Origin of the sequence: Cellulomonas sp. APG4, assembly GCF_009996735.1 — a bacterium.
Taxonomy (GTDB): Bacteria; Actinomycetota; Actinomycetes; order Actinomycetales; family Cellulomonadaceae; genus Actinotalea.
On record NZ_JAACYI010000016.1, the window covers coordinates 43,939 to 56,055 of the forward strand.

8 protein-coding genes and 2 tRNA genes are annotated in these 12,117 nt (G+C 72.3%); 6 read left to right on the forward strand and 4 right to left on the reverse strand.

Translation table 11 applies throughout. The annotated features are described in order from the left end of the window. Positions 1-307: 307 nt before the first annotated feature. Positions 308-378, reverse strand: a tRNA-Gly gene (locus tag GXB85_RS12370). Between the two features lie 112 nt (positions 379-490). Between GXB85_RS12370 and GXB85_RS12375 the strand changes: the two genes are divergently transcribed. The 6 genes from GXB85_RS12375 to GXB85_RS12400 all read left to right on the forward strand — a co-directional run bounded on the left by GXB85_RS12375 (position 491) and on the right by GXB85_RS12400 (position 6,488). After that, a tRNA-Pro gene (locus tag GXB85_RS12375) sits at positions 491-564 on the forward strand. A gap of 193 nt (positions 565-757) precedes the next feature. Next, positions 758-2,098: a trigger factor gene (gene tig, locus GXB85_RS12380; protein ID WP_161917966.1), complete on the forward strand. Its 1,341-nt coding sequence runs from the start codon at positions 758-760 to the stop codon at positions 2,096-2,098. Positions 2,099-2,278: 180 nt separating this feature from the next. Next, on the forward strand, positions 2,279-2,932 hold the full coding sequence (locus GXB85_RS12385) for an ATP-dependent Clp protease proteolytic subunit (protein ID WP_161917967.1): 654 nt from the start codon (positions 2,279-2,281) through the stop codon (positions 2,930-2,932). A 58-nt stretch (positions 2,933-2,990) separates the two neighbouring features. Next, entirely contained in the window at positions 2,991-3,698 is a 708-nt protein-coding gene (locus GXB85_RS12390) for an ATP-dependent Clp protease proteolytic subunit (RefSeq protein WP_161917968.1), read from the forward strand. 165 nt (positions 3,699-3,863) lie between these two features. Beyond that, positions 3,864-5,129, forward strand: coding sequence for an ATP-dependent Clp protease ATP-binding subunit ClpX (gene clpX, locus GXB85_RS12395; protein ID WP_161917969.1), 1,266 nt, complete (start codon positions 3,864-3,866; stop codon positions 5,127-5,129). A 162-nt stretch (positions 5,130-5,291) separates the two neighbouring features. Then, positions 5,292-6,488: a Vms1/Ankzf1 family peptidyl-tRNA hydrolase gene (locus GXB85_RS12400; RefSeq protein ID WP_161917970.1), complete on the forward strand. Its 1,197-nt coding sequence runs from the start codon at positions 5,292-5,294 to the stop codon at positions 6,486-6,488. A gap of 52 nt (positions 6,489-6,540) precedes the next feature. Here GXB85_RS12400 and GXB85_RS12405 read toward each other — a convergent pair whose 3' ends face one another. From GXB85_RS12405 to valS, 3 genes are all read right to left on the reverse strand, one after another. Then, positions 6,541-8,340, reverse strand: a complete 1,800-nt coding sequence (locus GXB85_RS12405; protein ID WP_161917971.1) for a long-chain fatty acid--CoA ligase — start codon at positions 8,338-8,340, stop codon at positions 6,541-6,543. Between the two features lie 89 nt (positions 8,341-8,429). Further along, positions 8,430-9,323, reverse strand: coding sequence for a nucleoside deaminase (locus GXB85_RS18300; protein WP_237728232.1), 894 nt, complete (start codon positions 9,321-9,323; stop codon positions 8,430-8,432). Between the two features lie 27 nt (positions 9,324-9,350). Next, positions 9,351-12,032 (reverse strand): valine--tRNA ligase, encoded by a 2,682-nt coding sequence (valS, locus tag GXB85_RS12420; RefSeq protein WP_161917972.1) that lies wholly within the window; start codon positions 12,030-12,032, stop codon positions 9,351-9,353. Positions 12,033-12,117 lie beyond the last annotated feature (85 nt).

A 12,117-nucleotide genomic window follows, 5' to 3' on the forward strand; every position in this document is an offset into this window, starting at 1 on the left:
TTCCGGTGGCCGGCCGCGGCGGTACGGGACGCGCCCGTGGTCGTCGCACGGGCGCAGGTCCACGACGCGCGGGGCGTCCGGCCCGGAGCGAGCGCTGGCGGAGTCCGTCGGGACGACCGCGCGGCGCCGGGGCGTCGCGCGGGTGCCAGCGCTCTAGCGACAGCAGCAGGCGGTGCGGCGGGACAGGGGGAGGAGGCGGTGCGCGGACGGCACGGCAGGCGCTGCGGCCGTGCGGTGCATCGCGTCCTCCTCGGTCCCGTGCGGTGGGGCCGACGCTATCGGCTGGCCCCACGGGCGGCAACGTGCGAGCGGGCGACGGGAATCGAACCCGCGTAGCCAGTTTGGAAGACTGGGGCTCTACCATTGAGCTACGCCCGCGCGCTCCCCATCAAGGGAAGGCGCCCCCAGGGTAGCCGGTTCTCGGCGAGGGCCCGGCAGCGCCCCGCGGCTGCGTGAGTGTCGGTCGACCAACCAGTAGGCTCGGCCCGCACGGGATGTGGCGCAGGTTGGTAGCGCGTCCGCTTTGGGAGCGGAAGGTCGCAGGTTCAAATCCTGTCATCCCGACCCTGCCTCCCGGCGCCGTTCGTCGTGCGTGGCCCCGGTCCCGTAGGATCGATCGGTCGCGCCCGCCCCGTGTCCCCGCCGACGTCGTCGGCGTCCTCGACAGCGCGGTGCGTCGGCCAGGGTCCACCGGGCCCGGCCCCCTGCCCCCGGCCCCGCCCGGGGGACCGCCTGCGAACCGTTGGAGACCACTGCTGTGAAGAGCGCCGTCGAGACCATCGATGCCACCACGGTCAAGCTGACCGTCGAGGTGTCCCACGACGAGCTGAAGCCGAGCATCGACCACGCGTACGAGCACATCGGCTCGCAGGTCCAGATCCCCGGCTTCCGCAAGGGCAAGGTCCCGGCCCGGATCCTCGACCAGCGCGTGGGTCGTCCCGCGGTGATCGAGCACGCCGTCAACGACGGGATGGCCGGCTTCTACCGCCAGGCCGTCAACGAGGCCGACCTGCGCCCGCTCGGCCAGCCCGAGATCGAGGTCACCGCGATCCCGGCGCTCACCGAGGCCGAGGGTGGCCTCACCTTCACGGCGCAGGTCGAGGTGCGGCCGGTGCTCGAGCTGCCCGAGCTCGAGAGCCTGACGCTCACGGTCGACGACGTCGAGGTCACGGACGCCGACGTGGACGAGCGCCTCGACGGGCTGCGGGAGCGCTTCGGCACCCTCGTCGGCGTGGACCGCCCGGCGGCCGAGGGTGACTTCGTCGTCCTGGACCTGCGCGCGACGATCGACGACGAGGAGATCGACTCGGTCAGTGGCATCTCCTACCAGATCGGCTCGGGCAACATGCTCGAGGGGCTCGACGAGGCCCTGACCGGGCTCTCGGCGGGCGAGACCACGACGTTCGAGACCGCGCTCGCCGGCGGCGAGCGCGCGGGTGAGAACGCGACGGTGACCGTGACCGCGACGACGGTCAAGGAGCGCGAGCTGCCGGCCGCCGACGACGAGTTCGCGCAGATGGCGAGCGAGTTCGACACGATCGCCGAGCTCCGCGACGACCTGCGCGGCCAGGCCGCGCGCGCGAAGGGCTCGCAGCAGGCGGTCCAGGCGCGCGACCTGCTGCTCGAGAAGCTCAAGGACGGCCTCGAGATCCCGATCCCGAACGGTGTGGTCGAGGCCGAGGTGCACCGCCACCTCGAGTCCGAGGGTCGCCTCGAGGACGACACCCACCGCGCCGAGGTCACCGAGGAGGCCCGTACCGCGCTCGCCGACCAGATCCTGCTCGACACGCTCGCCGAGCGGCTCGAGGTCAAGGTCGGGCAGAACGAGCTCCTCGACTACCTCGTGAACGCCTCGCGTCAGTACGGCATGGACCCGAACACGTTCATCAAGACCGTGGACGAGCAGGGGCAGATCCCGGCGATGATCGCCGAGGTCGGCCGCTCCAAGGCGGTCGCCGTGGCCCTGCGCCGCGTCAGCGTGGTGGACGGCGGCGGCGCGGCCGTCGACCTCACCGAGTACATCGGCAGCGACGAGGACGACACGGCCGAGGCCGACGACGCCGCGGACGACACCGCCGAGAGCACCTCGCAGGACTGAGCGGAGCGCGTTCCGCGCGTCCGTCCACGAGGCCCCGCACCCCCGCCGGTGCGGGGCCTCGTGGCGTTCGCGGGCGTGCGCGTGCGCCGTCAGCGAAAACGGCCCGCGCCGGGACGAGACGCGTGGTGCCCGGGCGTTAGGGTCGCAACGGACGTGAGCAGGACCGGACGAAGGAGAGTCGTGAACGACACCAGCCAGGCATCCACGGTCGCCTCGGGCGCGGTCCCGCGTGACGCACGCGGTGAGGGCCCGAGCTTCGGCCTCAACGACCACATCTTCAACCGGCTGCTGCGCGAGCGGATCATCTGGCTGGGGTCCGAGGTCCGCGACGAGAACGCCAACGCGATCTGCGCGCAGATGATGCTCCTCGCCGCGGAGGACCCGGACAAGGACATCTACCTCTACATCAACTCGCCCGGCGGCTCGATCACGGCCGGCATGGCGATCTACGACACCATGCAGTACATCCAGCCCGACGTCGCCACCGTCGCGATGGGCATGGCCGCGTCGATGGGGCAGTTCCTGCTGTCGTCGGGTGCCAAGGGCAAGCGCTACGCGACCCCGCACGCGCGGGTCATGATGCACCAGCCCTCGGGCGGGATCGGCGGCACGGCCACCGACGTGCGCATCAACGCCGAGCTCATCCTCCACATGAAGAAGGTGCTCGCGGAGCTCATCGCCGAGCAGACCGGCAAGTCCGTCGAGCAGATCAACACCGACTCCGACCGCGACCGGTGGTTCACCGCCGCCGAGGCGCTCGAGTACGGGTTCATCGACCACGTCGTGACCCACTCGGGCTCGGTCAGCGGGGGCGGCGGCACCACGGGCGCATGAGCCCGACGCCGCACGTGCCCGACCCCCTCGCCGTCACCCACACCACCAGGAGCACCACGTGAGCACCGAGTCGCAGTTCATCTCCCGCGCGTCCGCCCTGTCCGGCGGGTTCGCGACCGCGGGCAGCCGCGGCATCGCCCCGGCCTCGCCGTCGGCGCGGTACGTCCTGCCTCAGTTCGAGGAGCGCACCGCCTACGGCTTCAAGCGTCAGGACCCGTACACGAAGCTGTTCGAGGACCGGATCATCTTCCTCGGGGTCCAGGTCGACGACGCCTCGGCGGACGACATCATGGCCCAGCTGCTCGTCCTCGAGAGCCAGGACCCGGACCGCGACATCATCCTGTACGTCAACTCGCCCGGTGGCTCGTTCACGGCCATGACGGCGATCTACGACACCATGCAGTACATCAAGCCGCAGATCCAGACGGTCTGCCTCGGCCAGGCCGCGTCGGCCGCGGCCGTGCTCCTCGCGGCCGGGACGCCGGGCAAGCGCCTCGCGCTGCCGAACGCACGCGTCCTCATCCACCAGCCCGCGATGGAGGGCGGCGGCTACGCGCAGGCGTCCGACATCGAGATCCACGCCAACGAGCTGATCCGCATGCGCGAGTGGCTCGAGGAGACCATCGCGCGGCACACCGGCCGGCCGGTGGACCAGGTGCGCCAGGACATCGAGCGCGACAAGATCCTCTCGGCCGAGCAGGCCAAGGCGTACGGACTCGTCGACCAGGTCCTGGAGAGCCGCAAGGCCGCTGTCGTACCCTCCTGACAGGCTCGGGACACCCGGTGCCGGCCGGTCGAGCCGGCCGCACCGGGTGGTCCTGCGGGTGAAGGACACGCCGTCCGGGGGCGCTGCGGCTGACATCGCGCCACACGTGGTGTGCAATGGTTCGTGACGAGGGGCCCGCCGGGCTCTCCGGAGGAGGAGTGATCGGTGGCACGCATCGGGGACGGCGCGGACCTGCTCAAGTGCTCCTTCTGCGGGAAGAGCCAGAAGCAGGTCAAGAAGCTGATCGCCGGACCGGGCGTCTACATCTGCGACGAGTGCATCGACCTCTGCAACGAGATCATCGAGGAGGAGCTCGCCGAGGCCACGGAGACGGGCCTGGTCGAGCTGTCGAAGCCCCGCGAGATCTTCGACTTCCTCGAGCAGTACATCGTGGGCCAGGAGCAGGCCAAGCGTTCGCTCGCGGTGGCGGTCTACAACCACTACAAGCGCATCCAGGCCGGTGAGACGGGTCGCTCCGACGACGACGTCGAGATCGCCAAGTCGAACATCCTCCTCATCGGCCCCACCGGCACGGGCAAGACCTACCTCGCCCAGACCCTCGCGAAGATGCTCAACGTGCCCTTCGCGATCGCCGACGCGACGGCGCTCACCGAGGCGGGCTACGTGGGTGAGGACGTCGAGAACATCCTCCTCAAGCTCATCCAGGCCGCCGACTTCGACGTGAAGAAGGCCGAGACCGGGATCATCTACATCGACGAGGTCGACAAGATCGCACGCAAGAGCGAGAACCCGTCGATCACGCGCGACGTCTCCGGTGAGGGCGTGCAGCAGGCCCTGCTGAAGATCATCGAGGGCACCACGGCGTCGGTGCCGCCCCAGGGCGGGCGCAAGCACCCGCACCAGGAGTTCATCCAGATCGACACGACGAACGTGCTCTTCATCGTCGCGGGAGCGTTCGCGGGTCTGGACGAGATCATCGCCACCCGGGCGCGTCGACGCGGCATCGGGTTCGGTGCCCCCATGGCGTCGGGCGAGGACGAGGACCTGTTCTCGGAGGTCCGCCCGGAGGACCTGGTGAAGTACGGCCTCATCCCCGAGTTCATCGGGCGCCTGCCCGTCGTCGCGAGCGTCTCGAAGCTCGACCAGGCGGCTCTGGTGCGGATCCTCACCGAGCCGCGCAACGCTCTCGTCAAGCAGTACCAGCGGATGTTCGAGATCGACGGGGTCGAGCTCGAGTTCGCGACGGACGCGCTCGAGGCGATCGCGGACCAGGCCCTGCTGCGGGGGACGGGCGCCCGAGGGCTGCGCGCCATCCTCGAAGAGGTGCTGCGACAGGTCATGTTCGACGTCCCCAGCCGCGACGACGTCGCGCGTGTGGTCGTCACGGCCGAGACCGTCCTCGAGAACGTCAACCCCACGATCGTGCCGCGCGAGCAGCCCAAGCGGACACCGCGCGAGAAGTCCGCCTGAGCCGTCGCAGGGCCCGCTCCGGGAGCCTGCGCGACGTGCGTGGACGCAGCGTCGCATGATCCCCGTCCGGGGTGGCGCGTCGTCGCGACCGGGGCCAGGGTGGAGGGCATGACATCGGCGTCGCTCGAGCGATGCCGGGGACGCCCGACCGAGAGGTGCTTCATGAAGCTCGACTCGCTCAAGCCGCTGCTCGACCACGAGGGTCCGCTCACCACGGTGAGCCTCGACGTCACTCGCGCCGACGAGGCCGGTGACCGCGAGATCCGCAGCCGCTGGGGCGGGCTGCGGCGCACGCTCGAGCAGCAGGGCGCGCCCGCACGCACGCTCGACACGCTCGCAGACGTCGTGCTGCGCCCCACGCACGTGCCCGGGCCGCACGGCAGGTTCGTCGTCGCTGCGGGCGACCAGGTGCTCTTCGACCGTGTGCTCGCGGGGCCGCCGCAGCGCGACGAGGCCTTCCACGACGGGGTGCCCGCCCTCATGCCCGCCGCACAGGCCGCCGACGAGGCCGTGCGCTACCTCCTCGTCGAGGTCGACCGCTCGGGTGCCGACCTGTCGTGGTCGGGTACCGCGAGCGACCGTGCGGACGAGGCGATGGACTCCGTCGACGGCGGTCACGACGTGCTGCACAAGGTGCGCTCGGGAGGGTGGTCCCACCGGCGGATGCAGTCACGGGTCGAGGACAGCTGGGAGCGCAACGCCGAGGCCGTCGCCGCCGAGCTCGACCGCGCAGTGGTCGAGCACCGGCCCGAGCTCGTGATGATCACCGGCGACGTGCGGGCCGTCGCCATGATCCGGGACGCGGTCACCCGTCCGACCGCCGAGCTGCTCGTCGAGGTGCCGGGTGGCTCGCGAGCCGACGGGGTCAAGGAGGACGTCTTCGCCCAGAACGTCCACGAGGTGCTCGAGACTTTCCGTGCCCGGCGCCGCGAGGCGGTCGCCGACCGGCTGCGCGAGGGGCTCGGACGCGGGGACCAGGCGGTCACCGATCTGGGTGACGTGGTCGAGGTGCTGCGCCGGGGGCAGGTCGCCGAGCTCGTGCTGGTCCAGGACGCCGCGGGCGCGCCGACGGGTCTCGGCGAGCGCACCCTGTGGGCGGGCGCGGACGCCCTCCAGATCGCGTTGCGCCGCAGCGAGCTCGACGCCCTCGGTGGGGCACCCGAGGACGCACGCGAGCTGCGTGCCGACGTCGCGCTGCTGCGGGCGGCGATCGCGCAGGACGCCGGCGTGACGTTCGTGCTCGACGGCAGCGTGGACCTCGTCGACGGGATCGGCGCGCTGCTGCGCTGGAGCGACCCCGCCACCCCGCACGAGACGGCGCCGAGCTACACCGCCGACACCCACCGTCGGCACCGCTGAGCCACGGCGCGCCCCCTCGCGCTGAGCCCGGGCGCCCGCACGGTGCCCGGGCTCAGCGGTAGATCGCGTCGATCTGCTCGGCGAAGTCCGAGAGCACCATCGCGCGCTTCACCTTGAGCGAGGGCGTGAGGTAGCCGTTCGCCTCGGTGAAGTCGGTGGTGAGCACGTGGACCTTGCGGATCGACTCCGCCCGTGACACCGCCTCGTTGGTGCGCTCGACCGCCCGGTCGATCGCGGCGAGGACCGCATGGCTGCGCGCGGCCGCGGCCACGTCCATCTCCGGTAGGCCGTGGCTCGCGAGCCAGCCCGGCAGCATCTCGGCGTCGAGGGTCACCAGGGCGGCGATGAACGGCCGACCGTCGCCCACGACGACGACCTGGCTCACGAGGGGGTGGCCGCGCAGGCGGTCCTCGAGAACCGCGGGTGCGACGTTCTTGCCGCCCGCGGTGACGATGATCTCCTTCTTGCGTCCCGTGATCGTCAGGAACCCGTCCTCGTCGAGCGTGCCCAGGTCGCCCGTGCGGAACCAGCCGTCGTCGAGGGCGTCGCGCGTGGCCTCGGGGTTCGCGTGGTATCCGCGGAACACGTGCGCTCCCGCGACCTCGATCTCGCCGTCGTCCGCGATGCGAATCGAGGCGCCCGGGAAGGGCGGGCCCACGGTGCCGATCTTGGTCCGTTCCGGCAGGTTCACGGCCGTGGGCGCGGTGGTCTCGGTGAGCCCGTACCCCTCGAGCACCCGCAGGCCCAGCCCCCGGTAGAAGTGTCCGAGGCGCTCACCGAGCGGTGCACCGCCCGAGACCGCGTACTCGGCTGCTCCGCCGAGGGCGGCGCGCAGGCGGTGCAGCACCAGGCGGTCCGCGAGGGCGTGCTGCGCGCGCAGGGCCGCGGGCACGCCGTCGGCCGCGTCGAGCGCGCGCGAGTACGCGATCGCGGTGCGGGCGGCCCACCGGAAGAGCCGGAGCCGCACGCGGCTCGCCGACGCCTTCTGCTCGGCCGAGTTGTAGACCTTCTCGAAGACCCGCGGGACGCTCAGGATGAACGTCGGCCGGAAGGTGCCCAGGTCCGCCAGCAGGTTCTTCGTGTCGGGCGTGTGGCCCATCACGGCGCCCGAGGCGACGCACATCACCTGGATGTAGCGCGCGAAGACGTGGGCGAGCGGCATGAACAGCAGGGTGCGGGACCGCGGCTGGGCGACGACCTCGGCGAGACCCGCGACGCCCTCGAGGCTCAGCGACACGAAGTTCCCGTGCGTGAGCTCGACGCCCTTCGGGTTCCCCGTGGTGCCCGAGGTGTAGATGATCGTCGCCAGGTCCTCGGCCGACGCGAGGGCGCTGCGCCGCTCGATCTCCTCGTCCGGGACGTCGGAGCCCTCGGCGAGGAGCGTGTCGAGCCCGCCCTCGTCGATCACCAGCAGACCCGTGAGCTCGGGCAGGTCCGGTCGCGCGGCTCCCGTGACGGTCGCGTGGGCGCCCGTCTCGACGACCGCGAGCCGCACCCCCGCGTCGCGCAGGATCCAGCGCACCTGGTCGGTCGACGACGTCTCGTAGACCGGCACCGGCACCGCGCCGGCGGACCACACCGCGAAGTCCAGGAGGGTCCACTCGTAGCGGGTCCGGCTCATGATCGACACGCGGTCGCCCGGCTCGATGCCGCGTGCGACCAGGCCCTTGGCCAGCCCGCGCACCTGATCGACGAAGCTGCGCGTCGAGATCGCCGTCCACGTGCCGCCCAGCTCGGCCTTGCGCTCGATGAACGTGCCCTCGGGCGAGCGCTTCAGCCGGGCCGCGAGCAGGCCGGGGACGGTCAGCGACGGGTCCGGGGTGATCAGGCTCGGTGAGGTGTGCTCACGCATCGGGGCTCCAGGTGGTGGGGCTGACGGTGCCTCGACCCTAGTGCGGGTCGGAACCGTGCGCGGACGTCCGGGGGACCCACCGCGGTCCGTCATCGCCAGGGGTCGAAGACGGCCGCCGCGGCGGCGTCGTCGGCGGCGCCCGGCCGGACCAGCCCCGGGATGGCGTCCGCGATCGCAGCGGCCAGCCTCGCGCCCGCGGTGCGGTCACCGGCGATCGCGTCGGGGACCGCGGACGCGGGTGCCGCGAAGACGACCTCGGCGATCCCGGCGGACCACGCCGTCGTCCGGCACATGGGGCACGGCTCGCAGCTCGACACGACGACGGCTCCCGTCAGGTCGGCCGTCCCCGTGCGCCGCGCCGCGTCGCGGATCGCGGCCACCTCCGCGTGAGCGGTCGGGTCCACGGTGGCCGACTGCGCGTTCACCCCGGTGCCGATGACGACGCCGTCGCGCACCACGAGGGCCGCGAACGGCTCCTGCCCGGTCCGGCCGTTCGCCGCGGCGAGCTCGACGGCGAGGGCGAGCACACCTGCCTCGCCGCCCAGCTCGTCCACGGTTGCGCCCACGTGGTCCGCACGCTCGAGCCCACCGAGCTCGGTGAACAGCGTGAGGTGCGCGTCCGCGGTCGCGACCACCCGGGAGTTCAGCGACTCCCACGGCGTCCGGACGGGGCGTGCCAGCACGGTCGCACCGGCGGCGGCCAGCGCGTCGGTCGCCGCGGTGGCGTCGTCGACCTCGACCGCCAGGCGCACCGCGGTCGAGGCGACGCCGTCGGTCTCGACCTGCGCGATGAAGCGTGACTGCGCCGGGTTGGCGAGCTCGAGCGTGGCGCGTCCGGCGTCCAGGATCACCACGCGTGCCCCGTCGGGACCTGAGAACGCCGCCTGCTCGCGCATGCCGAGCACGTCGCGGAACCAGTGCAGGGTCCGGGTGAGCTCGTCGTCGTCGCGGACGTTCAGGACGGTGCGCAGCTGGTGGGTCATGCCCTCACGCTAGGGCGTGCCCGCGCCTCAGCGCCGCGGCTTGGGCTCCGCGGGCACCAGCTCGGCCCCGCGCACCTGGAGCGCCTGCTCCTCACCCTCGTCGAGCGACGGGTCGGCCTCGAGGCGGAGGTCGTACGCGCGTCCGGCCGAGCGCACGTCCGCCGCCGTGGCCTCCACGAGGGGCAGGAGCGCGGTCGGGACGGCGAGCGTCGCCGAGGTGATCTCGGTCCGCATCGACACCTTGGCCTCGGACTTCACCTTGCGCAGCGTCGCGAGCGCGCGACCGGCGGCGGCGAGGTGCGCCGGGTCTGCGTCGCCTGCGGCGGCCCGCAGCGGGGCGGCCTCGGGCCACGGCGCGCGGTGCACCGAGCCCTCCTTCCACCACGACCACACCTCTTCCGTCGCGAACGGCAGCACGGGGGCGAGCAGGCGCAGGAGGGTGTCGAGGGCGAGGGCGAGCGCGGTGCGGGCCGAGACCGTGTCGGCGGACGGTGCCGCGTCCGCGGAGCCGTAGGCGCGGTCCTTGACGAGCTCGAGGTAGTCGTCGCAGAACGTCCAGAAGTAGGTCTCCGTCAGCTCGAGCGCCCGCGTGTGGTCGTAGGCCTCGAGCGCCTCGGTCGCGCGGTCGACGACGTCCGCCAGGCCCGCGAGCATCGCGCGGTCCAGCACCACGGTCACGGCGGCCGGGTCCGGGGTCGTGGCGTCGCCGGCGCCGAAGCCGAGCGCAAACTTGCTCGCGTTGAGCACCTTGATCGCGAGACGGCGGCCGATCTTCATCTGGCCCACCTCGAAGGCTGCGTCCGTACCGAGGCGCGCGGACGCGGCCCAGTAGCGGACGGCGTCCGACCCGTGCTCCTCGAGCAGGCCCATCGGCGTCACGACGTTGCCCTTGGACTTCGACATCTTCTTGCGGTCGGGGTCCAGGATCCAGCCGCTGATCGCCGCGTGGCGCCAGGGCAGGCTGTCGTGCTCGAGGTGCGAGCGCACCACGGTCGAGAACAGCCACGTGCGGATGATGTCCTGGCCCTGCGGGCGCAGGTCCATGGGGAAGACGCGCGCGAAGAGGTCGTCGTCCCAGCCCCACCCACCCGCGATCTGCGGCGTGAGCGACGACGTCGCCCACGTGTCCATCACGTCCGCCTCACCCACGAACCCGCCGGGCACGCCGCGCTGGTCCTCGGTGTAGCCCGCGGGCACGTCGCTGCTCGGGTCGACCGGCAGCATCGCCTCGTCGGGCACGATCGGGTGGTCGTGGTCCACCTCGCCGTCCACCGTGACGGGGTACCACAGCGGGATGGACACCCCGAAGAAGCGCTGACGCGAGATGAGCCAGTCCCCGTTGAGCCCGTTCACCCAGTTCTCGTAGCGCACGCGCATGAAGTCGGGGTGGAAGCCGAGCTCCTGGCCGCGTGCGAGCAGCTCGGCGCGCAGGTCACGGCCGTCCCAGTCGCGGCCGCCGTTGCGGATGTACCACTGGCGCGAGGTGACGATCTCGAGCGGCTTGTCGCCCTTCTCGAAGAAGTTCGCCTTGCGCTGCGTGGGCGTGGGCTCGCCGTCCAGGTCGCCCGACTCCCGCAGCGCGTCGACGACGGCGGCGCGGGCCGAGAACGTCGTCTTGCCCGCGAGCTCGGCGTACCGCGTGCGGCCGGCCTCGGTGGTGAGCCACTCCGGCGTCTCGCGCAGCAGGCGGCCGTCGCGCTGGACCACCGAGCGGGTGGGCAGCTGCAGCTCACGCCACCACTGCACGTCCGTGAGGTCGCCGAACGTGCAGCACATCGCGATGCCGGCGCCCTTGTCGGGCTCGGCCGCGGTGTGCGCGAGCACGGGCACCTCGACGTCGAACAGCGGCGAGCGCACCGTGGTCCCGAACAGGTGCTGGTAGCGCTCGTCGTCCGGATGGGCGATCAGCGCGACGCACGCGGGGATGAGCTCGGGGCGTGTGGTCTCGATGTGGACCGGCCCGTCGGTGCCGTGGAAGGCGACGCGGTGGAAGTGCCCGGGGTAGTCGCGCGCCTCGAGCTCGGCCTGCGCGACGGCGGTCTGGAAGGTCACGTCCCACAGGCCCGGCGCCTCGGCCTGGTAGGCCTCGCCGCGCTCGAGGTTGCGCAGGAACGCCCGCTGGGCGACGGCGCGGGCGCGGGCGTCGATGGTCTGGTAGCCGTGCGACCAGTCGACCGAGAGGCCGAGCCGGCGCCACAGGGCCTCGAACTGCCGCTCGTCCTCGACCGTGAGGCGCTCGCAGAGCTCGACGAAGTTGCGCCGGCTGATCGGCAGCTGGTCGGCCGCCTTGATGCTCTTGCCGTCGCCGCCCTCGTGCGGCGGGGTGAAGCCCGGCTCGTAGGGGAGCGAGGGGTCGCAGCGCACCCCGTAGTAGTTCTGCACGCGCCGCTCGGTCGGCAGGCCGTTGTCGTCCCAGCCCATCGGGTAGAACACCTCGGCACCGCGCATGCGACGGAACCGCGCGACGACGTCGGTGTGGGTGTAGGAGAACACGTGGCCCACGTGCAGCGAGCCCGAGACGGTGGGCGGCGGCGTGTCGATCGAGTAGACCTCGTCGCGTCCGCGGCTGCGGTCGAACGCGTAGGTCCGCTGCTCGGCCCATGCGGCGTCCCAGCGGTCCTCGAGGCCGTCGAGGCTCACCTTGTCCGGTACCCGCGACGACGGCGTGGTCGTCGGGGTGCTGGCCGTGGTGGGGTGCTGGTCGCTCATGGGGAGCGATTGTTCCAGACGTCGCGGGGCCCCATGTCCTGTCGTCGGCGCCGCCGAGCGAGGACACTGAGGTCGGGCCCTGACC

Excerpts from the sequence above, each read along its gene's own strand:
- GXB85_RS12400 (WP_161917970.1), top strand. The coding sequence starts at position 5,292 with ATGAAGCTCGACTCGCTCAAGCCGCTGCTCGACCACGAGGGTCCGCTC.
- GXB85_RS12405 (WP_161917971.1), bottom strand. The coding sequence starts at position 8,340 with ATGCGTGAGCACACCTCACCGAGCCTGATCACCCCGGACCCGTCGCTG.
- GXB85_RS18300 (WP_237728232.1), bottom strand. The coding sequence starts at position 9,323 with ATGACCCACCAGCTGCGCACCGTCCTGAACGTCCGCGACGACGACGAG.
- valS (WP_161917972.1), bottom strand. The coding sequence starts at position 12,032 with ATGAGCGACCAGCACCCCACCACGGCCAGCACCCCGACGACCACGCCG.